This is a genomic window from Burkholderia sp. WTPI3, assembly GCF_021483755.1.
Lineage (GTDB): Bacteria > Pseudomonadota > Gammaproteobacteria > Burkholderiales > Burkholderiaceae > Burkholderia.
In genome coordinates, this window is record NZ_JAGIXF010000023.1 from 67,302 (window position 1) to 82,506 (window position 15,205).

Annotated in this window: 19 protein-coding genes; 2 read left to right on the forward strand and 17 right to left on the reverse strand. The window is 62.0% G+C overall.

The window, feature by feature from the left end; translation table 11 throughout:
- Positions 1-47 precede the first annotated feature (47 nt).
- From J7024_RS15275 to J7024_RS15340, 14 genes are all read right to left on the reverse strand, one after another.
- Entirely contained in the window at positions 48-440 is a 393-nt protein-coding gene (locus J7024_RS15275) for a hypothetical protein (RefSeq protein ID WP_234745242.1), read from the reverse strand.
- A gap of 15 nt (positions 441-455) precedes the next feature.
- On the reverse strand, positions 456-1,175 hold the full coding sequence (locus J7024_RS15280; protein ID WP_234745243.1) for a TraV family lipoprotein: 720 nt from the start codon (positions 1,173-1,175) through the stop codon (positions 456-458).
- A complete protein-coding gene (locus J7024_RS15285; protein WP_234745244.1) occupies positions 1,175-2,521 on the reverse strand; it encodes a TraB/VirB10 family protein in 1,347 nt (448 codons plus the stop codon). The genes J7024_RS15280 and J7024_RS15285 overlap by 1 nt, the downstream gene beginning before the upstream one ends.
- A gap of 2 nt (positions 2,522-2,523) precedes the next feature.
- Positions 2,524-3,498, reverse strand: coding sequence for a TraK domain-containing protein (locus J7024_RS15290; protein WP_234745245.1), 975 nt, complete (start codon positions 3,496-3,498; stop codon positions 2,524-2,526).
- Positions 3,498-4,097 carry a TraE/TraK family type IV conjugative transfer system protein gene (locus tag J7024_RS15295; protein ID WP_234745246.1) on the reverse strand — a complete coding sequence of 200 codons (600 nt, stop codon included), beginning with the start codon at positions 4,095-4,097 and terminating at the stop codon, positions 3,498-3,500. Before J7024_RS15295 ends, J7024_RS15290 begins: the two co-directional genes overlap by 1 nt.
- Positions 4,098-4,120: 23 nt before the next feature.
- The gene (locus J7024_RS15300) at positions 4,121-4,498 is read right to left on the reverse strand and encodes a hypothetical protein (protein ID WP_234745247.1); all 378 of its coding nucleotides are present in this window, start codon (positions 4,496-4,498) and stop codon (positions 4,121-4,123) included.
- Positions 4,488-4,964: a hypothetical protein gene (locus tag J7024_RS15305; RefSeq protein ID WP_234745248.1), complete on the reverse strand. Its 477-nt coding sequence runs from the start codon at positions 4,962-4,964 to the stop codon at positions 4,488-4,490. The genes J7024_RS15300 and J7024_RS15305 overlap by 11 nt, the downstream gene beginning before the upstream one ends.
- Before the next feature lie 35 nt (positions 4,965-4,999).
- Positions 5,000-5,500, reverse strand: coding sequence for a TrbC family F-type conjugative pilus assembly protein (locus J7024_RS15310; protein ID WP_234745249.1), 501 nt, complete (start codon positions 5,498-5,500; stop codon positions 5,000-5,002).
- Positions 5,501-5,511: 11 nt separating this feature from the next.
- A complete protein-coding gene (locus tag J7024_RS15315; RefSeq protein ID WP_234745250.1) occupies positions 5,512-6,540 on the reverse strand; it encodes a TraU family protein in 1,029 nt (342 codons plus the stop codon).
- The gene (locus J7024_RS15320) at positions 6,537-7,205 is read right to left on the reverse strand and encodes a conjugal transfer protein (RefSeq protein WP_234745251.1); all 669 of its coding nucleotides are present in this window, start codon (positions 7,203-7,205) and stop codon (positions 6,537-6,539) included. The genes J7024_RS15315 and J7024_RS15320 overlap by 4 nt, the downstream gene beginning before the upstream one ends.
- On the reverse strand, positions 7,202-7,720 hold the full coding sequence (locus tag J7024_RS15325; RefSeq protein ID WP_049813620.1) for a lytic transglycosylase domain-containing protein: 519 nt from the start codon (positions 7,718-7,720) through the stop codon (positions 7,202-7,204). The genes J7024_RS15320 and J7024_RS15325 overlap by 4 nt, the downstream gene beginning before the upstream one ends.
- Positions 7,721-7,734: 14 nt before the next feature.
- Positions 7,735-8,013, reverse strand: coding sequence for a hypothetical protein (locus tag J7024_RS15330; RefSeq protein ID WP_025496791.1), 279 nt, complete (start codon positions 8,011-8,013; stop codon positions 7,735-7,737).
- Positions 8,010-8,840: a DsbC family protein gene (locus J7024_RS15335; protein WP_025496790.1), complete on the reverse strand. Its 831-nt coding sequence runs from the start codon at positions 8,838-8,840 to the stop codon at positions 8,010-8,012. Before J7024_RS15335 ends, J7024_RS15330 begins: the two co-directional genes overlap by 4 nt.
- A gap of 213 nt (positions 8,841-9,053) precedes the next feature.
- The gene (locus J7024_RS15340) at positions 9,054-9,338 is read right to left on the reverse strand and encodes a DUF5658 family protein (RefSeq protein ID WP_234745252.1); all 285 of its coding nucleotides are present in this window, start codon (positions 9,336-9,338) and stop codon (positions 9,054-9,056) included.
- Between the two features lie 318 nt (positions 9,339-9,656).
- Here J7024_RS15340 and J7024_RS15345 point away from each other — a divergent pair, with 318 nt between their 5' ends.
- Together J7024_RS15345 and J7024_RS15350 are read left to right on the forward strand one after the other, a co-directional pair.
- Complete coding sequence (locus tag J7024_RS15345; RefSeq protein WP_234745253.1) at positions 9,657-10,889, forward strand: zeta toxin family protein; 1,233 nt, start codon at positions 9,657-9,659, stop codon at positions 10,887-10,889.
- A 63-nt stretch (positions 10,890-10,952) separates the two neighbouring features.
- Positions 10,953-12,176 carry a DUF1173 domain-containing protein gene (locus J7024_RS15350; RefSeq protein ID WP_234745254.1) on the forward strand — a complete coding sequence of 408 codons (1,224 nt, stop codon included), beginning with the start codon at positions 10,953-10,955 and terminating at the stop codon, positions 12,174-12,176.
- A gap of 39 nt (positions 12,177-12,215) precedes the next feature.
- Here J7024_RS15350 and J7024_RS15355 read toward each other — a convergent pair whose 3' ends face one another.
- The 3 genes from J7024_RS15355 to J7024_RS15365 all read right to left on the reverse strand — a co-directional run bounded on the left by J7024_RS15355 (position 12,216) and on the right by J7024_RS15365 (position 15,086).
- A complete protein-coding gene (locus tag J7024_RS15355; RefSeq protein ID WP_025496496.1) occupies positions 12,216-12,785 on the reverse strand; it encodes a hypothetical protein in 570 nt (189 codons plus the stop codon).
- A 113-nt stretch (positions 12,786-12,898) separates the two neighbouring features.
- Positions 12,899-14,077, reverse strand: coding sequence for an SGNH/GDSL hydrolase family protein (locus tag J7024_RS15360; RefSeq protein ID WP_025496497.1), 1,179 nt, complete (start codon positions 14,075-14,077; stop codon positions 12,899-12,901).
- 400 nt (positions 14,078-14,477) lie between these two features.
- Positions 14,478-15,086 carry a hypothetical protein gene (locus J7024_RS15365; protein WP_025496499.1) on the reverse strand — a complete coding sequence of 203 codons (609 nt, stop codon included), beginning with the start codon at positions 15,084-15,086 and terminating at the stop codon, positions 14,478-14,480.
- Between the last annotated feature and the right edge of the window lie 119 nt (positions 15,087-15,205).

Below are 15,205 nucleotides of genomic sequence, written 5' to 3' on the forward strand. Positions count from 1 at the left end.
CCATAGAGGCCGCGCCGCGATGTGTCGTTGTAGGACCTCGCGTCGGATCAGTGCGCGAGGTCCACGTCCAGCTGAGCGGCGCCCGCCGTGTGAGCCGGCGTGCCCGTGGCGGTTGCTACGGTCTGGACGAGCGACGGGCCGATCAGCGCGGTCGCGAGGATGCCGAGCACCACCGTGAGGTTGCGATATCCCTGACCGTGCGCGAGCTGCCAGATCGTGACGATCAGGGACAGCAGGACCAGCGCCATGACGAGCGTGCTGCCGAGCATAGTCTGGACAGTCGAGACGAAGGTGTCCCAGGCACTCGCGGCGAGAGCCGTGCCCCCGTTGAGCGCGCCGGCACATACGAGCATCGCCCCCATCGTGAAGATCATTACCGCCACGGGGCGGAACGAACGGACCGGTGCGTTGGCGTGGCCCATTACAGCGTTTTGTTTCATAGCTTTCCTTTACGGTTACTGTGGCATGGAATTCGGCATGGAATTGCCTGGGCTACTTTCACCAGCAGACGCTTGCGGGCCTGGCTGAATGAAATCGGTCTGCGCGGTGACCGGGGCCGCCTGAGGCGGCTTCACCGCCTCAGGCGCCTTCGAGTCACCAGCCTTGTGTGGGTACATTCCCTGCATCGCGCCTGCCGGATTGCCACCGTCGAATCCGGTCCAGTGCGACGGCACGATTTCCTTGTAGACCGTCGTGTCACTCGTCAGCATGTCGTTACCGTCGACGTAGTGCTTGATCCACGTGCGCAGGACGACCGGCCCGGTACGGACCGGGGTGCCGTCCGGCATGCCATCGGTCGCGACGGGGAGTGCGGTCGCGGCGTCGGGCGTGTCGCCCAGCACCGGCGTCCCCGTCCCCATCACCACCGGTTCGCCTCCGCCGGACCTGATCGGCGAGGCCGTGGGATCGGATTTGCCGACCGGTGCGATGTCGGTCGCCCTGTCGTACTGGCTGAACTTCAGTTCGGTGTCGAAACGGCTGTCCGGCAGCTCGCCATTCGTCGAGGCCTCGACCGCCTTGAAGCTATGGCAGTAGATGCTCGTCGGGTCCTGCTTGCGATTGCAGTCGTAGGTGTTCGAGCCGATCGGGTTCATGATCGATGAGCAGCCCGAAAGCATCGCTGCCGCGACAAGCGGCGCGGCAAACGTGGTGAGGGTCCGATTGCGGATGGTCATTAGCCTGCTTCCTTGTTGGTCTGGCGCTTCTTCAGCACGATGTCCTCCTTGAGAATCCAGGTCACGCGCGTTCCTGCCGTGACCTCGACCACCGGGAAGGTCTCCTTGGCGAAGTTGAGATAGAACTGCGAGAGTTCCGTGGCGGCATGGTTGACGCCTTGGCCAACCGCCGTGCCTGCGAGATAGCTGGGGCTCGGATAGGTGTAGCTTTGCTCCGAACCGCTGCCCACGTTCGTGTTGTAGCTGGGCACGGAACTCGGCGCGAGCGCGGCGCCAAGTCCGGCGGCCATGCCGGTAAGGGCGGCTTGCATCAGCATCGCGCCTTGCTTGTTCACCACCTTGCCGGCGAGGCCGAGGGTTCCGTCGACGTCGAGGGCGTACGCCTTCATCGGCGCCTCATAAACATCGCCGTTCTTGAAGATGCAACTGATGTGGTCGGCGATTGCATAGGCACGCTCAGCCGACAGCACGGCAGTCGCCGAGCCGCCGACGAAGCAGTTCTCCAGATCGCCCGCCTTCCAGGAGTTCGGCATGATGGCGAGCCCCTTGACCCGAGACACGAACGGTGCCCCGACATCCAGCGCCGAGGTAACGCTACCCGCGGCCCCTCCGCCGTTCGAACCACTCGGACGCGCGTTAACGCCCGACAGCATCACGGCCTCGATACCCGTATACATCGGGAGCACGAGGTCGGGCCGCTGATCGGCGGCAGCCGACGGCTGCGCAGGTGCCGGGTCGGCAACCATCGCCGGGCGCGCAGGGGGCTCGGGTGGAGGCTGGACAGCCGATGCGCCTGCGTCGGGCGCGGCCGCCACCGGCGTCGAATTCGCCGCATTGGCGCCCTTCGCCCCGGGTTGATCGAAGCTGACGGCCTCAGGCAGATCCTTGCCGAGGGGGTTGGTACCCGGCGCTGCCGCCCCGGCGGCCGATGCGCCGGTCGCCGGGCTCGCGCGAAATGGGCCGGTCATGCCGGCACCGGTGCCCATACCGGAACCGGCCACCCCTCCGTTAGCCTTCATGTCGTGGATCTCTTTCTTCAGCCCGTCAATCTCCGCGGTGAGATCCTCGAGCCCCTGATTGCGCGGCGATGTCGGCAAAACGCTGTTGACCACACTGGTGAAACCCGGTGCGGACGCGGCCGCTGCCGCCGCCGGCGCGGCTGCGGCCACGGGTTGGGCGGGCAGCGCGGCGGCCGAGGAGGTCGGCGCGGCTGGATGCGTGATCCGCTGCCAGGCGATTAGCGCGATCCCGCCGACCGTTACTGCAATCAGCAGGTAACGGAACTTCGGGTCCATGTCCCTCCATTCCTGCTTTTTGGTCTCAAGCCATTCCCATTCGATTGCCATACTTATTCTTCCTCACGCTTGCGGGCCAAGACAAAGACCTTGGTTTGCTGGCCCGGCAAAAGCAGGGGCTTCGGGAAGATCGACACGGCCAGAACGTTCGGACCATCGAACTCCTGCTCGTGAAGGAGAGCGCGGCTGGGCCCCGGGTTTCGCACGGAGTACACCCAGAGATCGCCCTCGTGACTGCTGTAGCGCGTATCAGCGGTGACCGATAGCCCGTCCATGGCGATAGGAGGGAGGTGGACGTCGACCTGCGAGAATCCGTCTGGTGACCGCCCGAGCGCGACGGCGCTCATCAGGTCCTGGATGTGCGTGATGTAATCGCCGCTGTCGCCTGCCGTGCGCCGATGACCTGCGGTGATGCCTGTGTCGTCGGTGACGATCACGGTCTGTCCAGGAATCGCCTTCGGGACAAGCTCAAGGCCAAGCGAACTCCCACCGCCGGGCGGCTCGATGTAGATCTGCCGGGGATGCGCGTCCTCCGGACGCGTCACGTTCCAGTAGACGTACATGTTGTTGCTGTCTGGACGATGGTCCACCGTGACATCGCTCATACGGACGACGTACGGATTCTTGAACGGCAGCTGGATGCGGTTGGGCTCGTTGACGCTCAGATAGATCGTCTGCGAGCCCCCGTTCGTCCATGAGATCTTCCTTGCCTTCGTCGGGTCGAGGACGTCCAGGCTCTGTCCCTGTACATGGAGCACGCCCGGCAAGTCAATTTCCTTGCGCGGGGTGTCCTTTACGGAAATGGACGGGTCAACCTTGAGCGGGTCACGGCTCGCTTTCACCCTCGTGCGAGCTGCGTGCCGCTTGTGCGTCACCGGCGCGATCGAGGGTGCGGAAGCGGCCGCACTCGTACCCGCGCCCGGTTGACCAAAGTCTACGGAGGCCGGCGTGGCGTCGGCGTGCACTGCCGGAAGAAGAAGGCCCAGGCTGACCAGCAGCGTGGGCAGGTTGCGGGTCTTGGTCTGCATCATTTCTTCTGTTGAGCCTTGATCCAGTCGGAGTTATGAGCCTTGTCCCCCTTGTAGGAGACGACGTCGTCCAGAATCATCTGGTAGTTCGAAAAGTGAACCGGGTATTCGAACACCCACGGCTCGGCGGTGTCTCGAGCTGCGTTGACCGTGTGCAGATCGCCCAGCGCGAATACACGCCCCAGCTTGTCGTCAGCCTCGAAGCGACGGACGACGAAGTAGTAGCTGCCGAGCTCGTGCTCGGCGCTAAGCTGGGCGACCTTGTTGTCGATTGCCAGACTCACCTTGGTGTAGGCTGCGGGCGACAGGAAAGGCTGGACGAACCTCTTGATGCTGTCGCCGTTACTCGGATTGACTGATGCGAGGGCGTTAGTGACCGCATACACGATCGCCTGTTGCGCACCAACATCCATGCCGTTGCGCTCGATCTTCGCGCCGTCAGGTGTGCCTGGTACACGGTTGACGATGATTTCAGACATAAAGGCCACCTTCACCGCCAGGACGGCGATTCCGATGGCGAGGGCGAGCACGGCCCAGATAAGGCGGTCCTTGTCGCGGCGCAACTCCGCGACGGACTTGTGACGGTTTGGAAGATCCATAGTGTGGTTTCGCTAGGGCGCGGTTACTTTGAGTGAGTTGCGACTTTGGGTTCGGGCCGCATCTGCTTCAGCAGCTCATGGGACGCGGGGTTGATCACGGTCGCGTCACCCACGAACACAGTGCGCTGCGACCTGAAAGCCTTCGAATAGCCGCGCAATCCAAACCGGAACAGCCACACCAGCACGAACCCCGGCAGTCTTGACGAACGCCATTCGATGTACTTCTTGTTCGCGTGGTATCCGAAGAACGGAATGCCGATATATGCGCCGGTGCCGTAGAACTTCCCCAGGATGAGCGCGGCAAACACACTCACGATGAGGATGTAGGTGTCCTTGAACTCGACACCGAGGAAGGCGCTATCCGCACCGCCGTACTTCGGAATGCTGAAGCTATTCGACACGGCGATCTCCCGCACTCCAGCACACGACGTGCTGCTGCCAGTCAGACGCGTTCGCAAACCCGGTTTGCGGAACGCAAGTCTTGTCGCCGACAAGCAAAACCTTCGGCCAGTTCAGCTTGGGAGAGCCCACCCGGTGAACGTGACGCGCCCGGGCCCGCACGTTGGCCTCGGTGATTGCCTTGCGTTGCGCCTCGCGCATCTGCCATAGCGCGGCCTCCTCCTGCGCGCTGAACAGGTCGTAGTCCTGGCGTGGAGGCAGTCCGAGCATGAAGCGCGTCGTGCCGCGCCCGTCATTGAACGGAGCGGAAGAGTACACGTAGGTTCCCCCGTTCGCCGGCGCAACTACAGCCGCGCCAGAAACGTACGGCGCTCGAGCTTCGTACGTCACTCCATCCGATGCGGTCGCGGCGAAAGCCGGCGCACATGCCACCGTCAACCCCGCGAGATAGAATTTGGCTTTGGTCATATCTTTATTTTAATCACTATAGATAGTGATCACAATTAATATTTAGTGCCGTACGCAGCGTAGTAGGCGCGGCCCGCGTAATCGCGAGCTGCGGGCAGCTGCGAGGTCTGCGCGAAGAACTTCAAGGCCTGCGCGAGACTGATTTCGCCCGCGACTTTCGAATACTCGGCAGGGTTGTCGCTGTCACCGTGGGCGATCACGAACGTCGGCGCGGCGGCGACATGGAAGCGGCGGGTGAGTACCGGGTCGATGATCCAGCGCGCAGGCTTCTTCCCACAGCACGCAGCGTTGATCTGCGCCGCGTAGCGTTGCGTTGCGGTGAGCGTGCCGTCCTCGCCGGTAAAGCCCGTCAGCACGATAATCGCGTGGGCCTGACTGGCCTCGCGGGCGAGCTCGATGACCGACGCCTGTGGCATGCGGGTCGAGACGAAAATGAGGGTGTTCCACGGAGCGGTCATGCTCTCCACCAGGGAACCCTGATCGGCGTGCACTGTGGCCGCCCAGCCGAGCGCGATCATTGCCAGAAGTTTTCTCATGGGGCGTCCCCTTAGTTGGCGAGACTGGTGGTAGCGCAGCAATCCTTGCGCTGGAAGATGAAATACCCGTAATCCTTGTCCTGCGGCCTCGACGCACCGATCTCCTGGAAGGCGAGGGGGCGCCCGATCGGAGTGCACATGTTGTCGGGAAACGGGAAGGTTCGGTTGGTCTTGTACTGACGCGTATCCATGATCAGCTGCGGCACACCAAGCGCACCGCACGAATCGAGCGCGTCCTGGCCGGCCGTGGTTTGCTGCGCGCCTGCTGCGTGAAGCTTCGCGAAGATCCGCGCGATCATTAGGTGGGAGACCTGCTCCTGCGTATTGGCATCGGCAACATTGCCATCGAGCGGATACATCGGGCCCCATGCTCCTGCTGTCCAGAACAGCATCTCCATCGGGAAGCCGACGGTCGCGGAGATCGCGTCGGGCATCTCGGCGGCGATGCTCGGCACCCCGGCGAACGGATAGGCGTAGGGCGTGAGCATCAGTGAGAGTGCATCGTCATTCCACGTGGGGTCGGCCCAGCTGAGGAACGGAACATCGAATGAACGGTTGTCGAGGCACGGGTTATTGACGACGACGCCGATAGCCGACATGACCGGGTTGATGTATTCGTTCACCTGCATGAAGGCGGATTTTTTCTTGCCATTGAGGTGTTGCGTCGTATGGTTTTCCCCGCCGTATTCGTCCGCGTTATAGGGGGTGTTGATGTCGATGCCGCCGAGCAGCGGCATGCAACCCGGCTTCGTCGTGGTGTCAACCATGTAGCGAGGCTCCCAGAACGAGACCGGGGTGCCAACCGCGAGGTTGTTCGTGCAGACACACACCGGCAACGCACTCACGCCGGTGTCATAGTCCTGGCCGGATACGCCGAGGTTGACAAACCCACCCATGATCGAGATCGGGAAGATGCAGTCGTAACAGACATCGGTGATGAGGTTCGGGAAGCTGCCGTTGCAGATTTGCTGGGCCTGCGCGCTACCGGACAAAGTGAACGCGAGTACGACGGCGAGCCATAAGCGAGTCAGGTATTTCAATTTGCGTCTCCCATACCGAACTCGATCGCTAACTTGTCGCCCTGCTGAAACAGGGCCGCCGGCACGCTGTTGATCTTGATACCGTAGAGCTTCGAGAGCGTGTTGATGATCATTTTTCGCTGGTCGAAATAAAACGGCACGCCAGTTCCCCCATGCCACGGCATGTCCTTGTATTTGATCCGCATGAGGTAGGGCGACCCTGCCGTCAGAACGATCTTCAGTGGCGCGGCTTTGCTACGGCGAACGGCGTACTCGACCTGGCGAGGATCGGTGCCGTCGATGAACAGCAGGCCGTAGGTCAGGGGCATTACCTTCAGCGGCTGGACGACGGTGCCGCGCCGGACGATAACGTTTCCGTCCTGGTCCTTGTAATCGGACGGAATTACGAACCTCAGGTCGTGGAGTTCCGTGTGAGTGGTGTAGTCACTCGGAACGCCCAACGACGGCGGATTCTTGATCGAGGCGAGCACGCGATCACGATAGCTTTTCCAGAAGCGGTCGAGTTCGCCCGTCTGTTGCTTGTGGCGCAGGACGTCCTTGATCTGGTCGCTCGCGTCCGGGTCAAGTGCATAGGTTTGCGCCTTCACGCCAAGGTCCTCGCCATAGGCTGGATGCAGAATGCCCGCGATTGCCACGGCGAGGCAGGTCAGGATGCGTCTGTTCATTGGTCAACCACCATTGTGGGTCGGGGAGGGCGGGCGGAAACGGGAGCGCGCCTGACGGGGAGGACCGCCTGCGCGGTCGCGGGGTTTGTCAGCCGCTCGTATTCCCGCTGGACGAGCGCGGCGTATGCGATGCGCGCCTGCTCCTTGCCCGGTGCAATGCCGGCGCCGTAGGCGCCTACCGCTCGCCACGTGCTTCCGTACATACGGATGAAGTCTGCGAGCAGAAACGCGCCGACGTTGATGTTGGTGCAGCCGTCGAGGAGGTCCTCGCGCGTGATCCCGTAACGGGCCAGCCATTTCAGATGAGAAGGCAGGATCTGCATTACGCCGATCGCGCCGGACGTCGAATTTACCTCCCAGGGCCGGTAGCGCGATTCGACGCGTCCGATCGCCAGCAGCAGATTTACGTTGAGATGCCGGCGCTGGGCAGCGTGCTCGAAGCACGCCCCAAGATCGGCATGCGCGAAGCGGCATGCGATGAGGAGTGCCAGGAGTACAGTGGCTTTCTTCAGCATGAACGCTGCCAGTGTCAATAGATCGGACCGTCGCTGCGCAGCTCAACCGGCAGGCCCTTACGGGCGAGCCACCTGAGCAACGCGAACAGACCGAGGAACGCTTCGATAGCCACTGCGGCGAAGATCAGATAGAACGAGCCCGCGATGATCAACGGAGCCATCGGGCCCAAGTCGCCGGAGGTGGCCATCATGAAGATCGCTGTGGCGATCAGCGTCAGAACAGTGGCGTGCAGCACGCAGTACCGGCCGCGGGAAGCGACAGCGCTCAGGATGCGTTGCGTGATGGTTTTCATTTGGATGCCGTCAGGTTTGCGTGGGACTGGTCGAGCTGGGCGGCAATGCGCTCCGTCGGTGCAAGACCGGGCATCAGCGTGCCGTCCTCGAAAATTAGCGCTGGTGTACCGTTGATCGCCCACTTCTCGCCGAACGCGAGGTTGCGGGCGATCGGGTTGTCGCATGTCGGTTGATCCGGCTGATGATGGGCGTGCAGGTAGTTGTGCCACGACGACAGTAGGCGGTCGCCGCGTGCCTTGTACTCGGCCTCCTCGTGGCCGATCTGCGCGGCGGCTGCGGGCGCAGCATAAGCCTCGCGGGCGAGCTCCTGATACTCGCTCCACGCCGCGGCTCGGTCTTTCTGGCACCAGACGGCCTCGGCAATACCCGGGGCGTTCGGGTGAAGCTGGGCGAGGGGGAACGGGAAGAGATAGATCGTCACGTCCTTCAACTGCGACAGCTCCGGGTCGAGGCGCCGGCAGTACGGACAGTCCGGGTCGGAGAAGACATACAGCTTGCGTGAGCCGTTGCCGAACTTGATCGCGTCCTTCAGGTCGAGCTGGGTGACGTCGATTTTCGGGCGATTCGCGAGCTGCAGGGCCTGGGTGAGGTTTTGTCTCGTGCGCAGGTCGATCACGTTGCCGGTGATGATGATCGACATGTCGTCGCGCACGAAGAAGACATCGCCGCCTTTCACCACCGACCAGAAGCCGGGAAAGGCTTGCTGGATCTTCGCACCCTGGGCGGCGGGAAAGCGTTTGACCAGCTCTTCGGGAAAGCCGGCGTGGGCGACGGCCGCGTACCCCGCGATGAGCAATGCGGCGGTGATTTTCGTGATGCTTAGCATGAGTGGTCTATCTCCAGTTTGAGGGCCGAGACTGCGGAGTTCGCGTCGGCGCCTCTCGTTCGTATTGCGGCAAAAATCGGTTTCCGGCCCGCGCATGCCCGTCGTTTTGCGGGGGGGACGTAGCCGGGGCGGGGCACGACCTACGGCCCGCAGGTGCCGGGCCGCGCATTCACAAGTTCGAAGCGGTCTCGCGTGGGGCGCCTGCACCCGAGGTCATCCAGCGTAGTTGTTGATCACGATGCAGGTGTAGACGACGACCAGGACGCCGAGACAGAGGCCGTATTCCAGTTCGTATGTGTGCTTGTGCCTGCGCCAGTGAAGAAGGCCCGCGGCTAGGATGACAAGGAATACCGCTTTGACGAGCGATACCGCGCAGGCGAAGCCAATCCACCCGGCAAGTCCGTTGAGGATGCGGTTTGTTTCATGCCGATAGGGCGGCGCTGTGAGCGTGCTATGCCAATCGAGGATCTGGAGCCCCGCAACGACCGCGAGAAGCATCGGTGTGCGGTTCCGGATTATGGCGTTGAAAGGATGGTCGGTCCTCATTACGTCCCCGTAGTCTTGCGCCGTTCTGGTAAACAGAATCATGCGATGGGGTGATTATAATTTAATTTTGTGGGGGGGTGAATTACCCTTCGTTGTGCGTCGCACCCTGCCGGTATGCCTTCAGATAGGACTGAATTTGTGGGCGACTTGGGGTGAGGATCAGCGCATATGGACTATAATTTTGCGCGCGCCACGCGGTAACAGTGCGCGTACGGGACGTAAAGAATAATCACTCTAGATGTTTAACCCCGTTACTCGTTGGGGGTATGCATGGAGCTAGAAAAGATCCGGTACGTCAATTTCGACGAGCCGGACAGACGCATGGTGCAGGAGCGGGCGATCGAATCGGCCAGATCGTCGGCGGAGAACCACATCGCGGTCTACCGCAGCGATGCGCGCTCCTTCGAAGGGCGGTATGTCGCGGCCGATCTCTTCAAGGAAACGTTTGCGGATTACAGCGCCTCGCGGGAATCGCGCAACCGGTACAACACGCCGGTGCACAATGCGGCCGCGGTACTGTCATCTGCGCTGTTCACGGAAAACCTTCGGGCGCCACGGGAGTCGGGCCGCGACACCGTGTATCTCCTGACAGGATCACCGGGCGCAGGAAAGACGTCCATGATGCTCAAGGAAGGCCAACTGCCCCGCGACGCGGTCATGGTGTTTGAGGGGCAGATGGCTAACTTCGAGACGAGTCGCGACAAGATCCAGCGGGTACTTGATGCCGGCTACCGAGCGCATATCATCGTGGTACATCCGCGCGTCGAGGATGCGCTGGACAACACGCTGCAGCGCTACTACGAGGAAGGGCGGGGTTCCAGCATTGCCACCATCGCCCGAATCGTCGGCGGACTGCCGGGCTCACTCGAGCAGCTGCACAGTCAGTTTGGAAACAACCTGCTCCTGGACATCATCGACGTCCGGGATCGCTCGAATCCTGTCAATTTGCGCGGCTTCGAGAATGTCAATGTATTGAAATCGGAGGGCAATCATGAACACATCCAGCAACGACTCCAAAGCCGAATCGAACAGCAATGGGAAATCGGACGAATCGACGAAGGCGCCTATCGACAAGCAGCCGGACTCGCACCCCGATATCGCCTCGCAATGGATTCGGGGCGCCATGAAAGGGATCAAGGAGATGCACGGGAACGAGGAGTCCCGTCAGGAGATAGCCGGCAAACTGTTCTAACGGGCGCTGCCGACCGGGCTTCCGGCGAGAAGTCGGTCGCGAATGCGGCGATGCGGGTCACGCCAGCAAGTGAGCTCGACCCCAGCACGGTGATTCGAGGGCAGGTAATCAAGATCACGGATGACCACGTGCTCGTCCAGACGGGCCGGTCAAACGCGGTGCAGTTCCAGCGGTCCGATCTCAGCGGCCGTGTCCACCTGGGCCAGAAAGTGCAGATGAACCACGAGAGCACGCAGAAGCAGTCCGTGGAGCAGGGGCGAGAGATTATTCCATCGCCGGGGGGGCTGGCACGAGGCCTGAACGAAGCCTGACGACTTGGGGCCCAACCTGCGCCACGTCGGCAGGACGTCAACTAAGCACTACGGGGAGAGGGGATGCAGCAGTACGAAATCGACGGAAATCGCTTCGAGGACGACAGTCCTGCGCTGCAAGCGGCCTTGGGCCGCATCCACCATACCAAGGTCAGGCCACTTTGCCTTTGCGTCCGGCCCGGTGTTCCGATGTACGTGGCCAAGGTCAACGGGCACTTTCTCATCAAGCGGATGCCCGAGTCCGGGCCTGAGCATTCTGCCGACTGCGGGTCCTACGAGCCACCGGCGGAGCTCAGCGGATTGGGCGAGGTCATGGGGCGTGCGATCAAGGAGGACATCGAGGACGGCACCACGAGTCTGCGCCTGGATTTCGCGCTCAACAAAGTGCCCGGGCGGGCGCCGCCGACACCGAGCGACACCGAGCACGACAGCATCAAGGGCGAGACAACGAAGCTGACGATCCGCTCGCTGCTGCATTACCTTTGGGATCAGGCGCATCTCACGCACTGGCATCCGGGCATGCAGGGCAAGCGCAGCTGGGCGACGGTCCACAAGTTTCTGACTCGCGCGGCGCAGGGCAAATACACTAAAGGTCTGCATCTTCCAAGCACGCTTTACGTGCCTGAGCCGTTTTATGTGGACAGGAAGGAGGCGATCGCGCAGCGGCGCAGCGCTTTGATCGCGGCGGCGGACAATGCCGTCCGTCCGGGGCAAAAGCTGTTCATCGCTGTCGGGGAGATTAAGGAGGTGACGGCGGCACGCTACGGCCGCAAGATCATGCTCAAGCAGGTGCCAGACTTCCCGTTCATGCTCAGCAGCGATTTGAACAAGCGTCTGGAGAAAGTGTACAAGGACGAGGTCAGTCTATGGAACGCGTTTCCGGAGGTTCATCTGATCATGATCGCGACGTTCAGCGTCGGTAACGCTGGGATCGCTGACATTGAGGAAATGGCGCTGATGCTGACTAACGAACACTGGTTACCATTCGCAAACGTGGACGAGCGAAAGCTGCTCGACAGCCTCGTTACGACCGGCAGACGCTTCGTCAAAGGGCTGCGGTACAACCTGCCGTCATCCCGCCCGCTTGCATCGGTCATCCTGACGGACACGCCAGAAAAAGACACCGCGATCTACATGGTTCCCGGCAATGCGTCCGAGAGCTACATGGCCGCGCTCGGTGACCTGCTCGAGAACGGGCGTACCAATCACCTCCAGTGGCAGTCCGGCGACGCGATGCCGCCTCTCCCTGCACCGCAGGCTCGCCCCGCGGGCGCGATCTCCGACTGACCGCAGGCTTGTTTCGCATGCGAAAATGAGACGTGGTTGCTAACCCTGTACCACGGCCGGCGGGGGCTCAACACCAAATTCGTCCTTGTACTCCTTTCGCAAGCCGGCACGGAACAGCCAGTCCCTCGCTTGGTCGTTTGTCAGCAGCTGAAAATCGACGCTTTGCGTGGAGGTATAAATCCGGTTGGCTTTGAGATGCCTGGCGTCCACGTCGCAGTCGTCGCACAGGTAAAACTTTAGTGCGAAGTAAGTGCCCGTCTTTGACTTTGCGAGAACGTGCCAGACCATTTGATCGCGCCTGCGCGCGGTATCCTCTGGCCCCCCCACGATTCCCAGGATTGCCGAAGACTTACCCGAATATACGATGTCGGGCGTCAGCAGCTGGTAGCTTCGCACGGTGTCCGACCATGCCGAGAAAGCTTGAGGCAGGTAGATGCCGATGTTCCTCTTGACATCATCGTTCGCGGCGTCGACGGCTCGTTGGGCCTCTTCAATTTGTTGCCAGAGGGCGTGGAAGCCGGCACCGCCGATTACTATCGCGGCAGTGATCAACCACCCGCGCATGTTGCGCGACCTCTTCGCTTGGCCTGTGTTCTTTGCAACATCCATTCTATTCTCCGTTATCAGCTCGCCGATTCTTCAGCTGTTCGAGCTCGCAGCGAGAAATTTCCCGATCTGGCTCGCGCTTCGTGGACGTCGCGAGCCAGCGGCTGCGGGGCAGTTTACGGCTTCACGCCGGCACTTGCGAGCTGCTGCTCGACGTACTGCGCAAACAGCGCATGGAGATGCGTCGACGGATTGGTAAGGTCCGCGAACATGAACGTCTGGTCAGCGCCGGTCGCAGCGTACAACTGAGGCGAGCAGAAGAGTGCAGAGCCGAAGGCTTGCGGATCGCTCTCGCCGGCCTTCGTCGCGTTTGCGACCATCGAGCTGATGTTGCAGGCGGTGCCGGTGTTCGATACTGAAAAGCCGTTGGCCTGATAGGTCCCGATGATGCCATCCTGCCACGAGAACAGATCCACCGGAATGACCTTTCCAGCCGCCAAGCCGTAGCTCTGGATCGTCTGACTGAGGACCTGGTTGAACACCGACGCCAGCGCCGTGAGCAGCTGCTGCGCGCTCGTTCCGTTCTGCACGGCCAGCGGGGTTTGGCCGAGGTCCGCGACATTCACGAGGACAACGTGGCCTGCGCCCGAGGTGACAATCTGCTGGACTGTCGAGGCGAGGGACTGCGCGACCGGCGTTAGCGCGGCGACGGCTTCCTTCTGGACCGCCGTCGCCTCGTCCATCCCACCGGCAACGTCGCCTGCCACTGCATTCTGGATGGATGCCTCGAGCTCGAGAATGTCGTCGGTGCCGCCGTCGACGAGCACGACCTGATTCGCAGTGAACGACCCATGCGCGCTGAGATAGTTCTGGACCTGTTCGGTGACCGGCACGGTAGTGGCCTGCGCGTACGCCGCGTTGACCGCCGCGGCCGGCGCATGCCCTTCGCCGTCCGGGTCCTGAACGCGTGCGCCGCCCTGCGCGTAACCGAGACCGGTGGAAGCGGTCAGCGGCTGGCCGAAGCCACCGAGATAGGCGGCGGTCAGCGACCCGCCGAAATATTCAGCGATTTTCTGCGCCCAGACTTCGCCCGGATTCGTCGTATAGCGGCCGCCGCCGAACCCAGGCGCGATCACCGGCGCGTAGGTGCCAACGTCCGAGAGTTCGTCGCCGAAGGCGACAACCTGCAAGGCAGTGGATTGCTGCGCTGCGCCGGCGGTCGAGTTACCACCACCGCCACCGCCACCGCCGCAGGCGGCGAGGGCGACGGCGGTAAGCGCTGCCGCCGCGTATAGGACGGTGCGTTTGAGGGCGAGGGGGGCATTCTTGATTGAAGCGAGTTTTGCGGCGTTCATTGTTGGTGTTCCCCGTTTTCTTCGATTCGTCGGTTATGCAGGTCGCTTCGGAGAGAACGCGATCTGCGTTGGCCTTGCGGCGTGTCGGCCGCAAGCGGTACTACACAGATGTCAGCTGAGGTTCCGTTGGATCGCCATCGTCATCCGGATGCTCGACGGTCGGCGGGACAAGTCTTGTGTGTTCCCGCATGGCGTCGCGCACGTCGTCGAATTGACCCCTGCGCGTCTCGCCTTGCCAAAGCACGTACTTGGCCGACCCGAGCACGTAGCATTTGGCAATGGTCCAGCCGCTTGGGTGCGATAGGCAGTATTCGCTGACCTTCGTCCATTGCCCCATCGTCAGGCTTCTATCGTTCGGGTCCGTCGCGGCCGGACATGCCGTGCATGCCGACCACTTCGATCAGGATTGCCGGGCTCCGGTCGATTTGGGCGGGCTGACGAACGGATCTCCCGCCGCCGGTGCAGTGCTCACTCGGCTCGGCGTCGAGTCAACACTGAAGAAGTAATTGGGATGGGCGCGATAGACGAGGTGCCCCATCTGGACGACGCTCCCCAGCGCTACGAAGAGCAGGCCGTTTCGGCAGAAACGCGAGGCATCGACGAGGGCCTTGACCGCGGCCACTTCAATGCGATTCGGCGTCGCGCCGCGCTGCGTGTCAATCAGCGCCAGCATGCTGCACTCCTCGTCACGGCTCATGACCGCGCCCATCGAAACCCAGCAGGTGCCGTACAGCACGGCGCACGCGGCGATCCAGTCGAACTTGTCGTCGGGCTGGACGATCGGGAACGGAAAGCACAGACATAGCGCGACCATCGAAGCCATTGCAAGCACGAAGGCGATGTTTTGGTATCGGGCCGGCGCCGAGGGCGTCTTCTGGTGGTGCCGGAATCGCGCATAGATCCTCCGGATTGCGACGAACGAGACGCCGATGAAAAGCCAGAAGAGAATCGCCTGCAGGACCGACATCGAGGAGACAGTTTGTGTGAGGTTGCGTAGATAGCTGGTCATATCGATCTTGTTAGATAGCAAGGGTGTTTCGGTTTGCCGTCCCGGGGCCGCAATTTGAAGCGCCGACACAGCTTGAAAGTCCCGCGACTGTCTGGGACTTGTCCGTCGCGCTGACGACC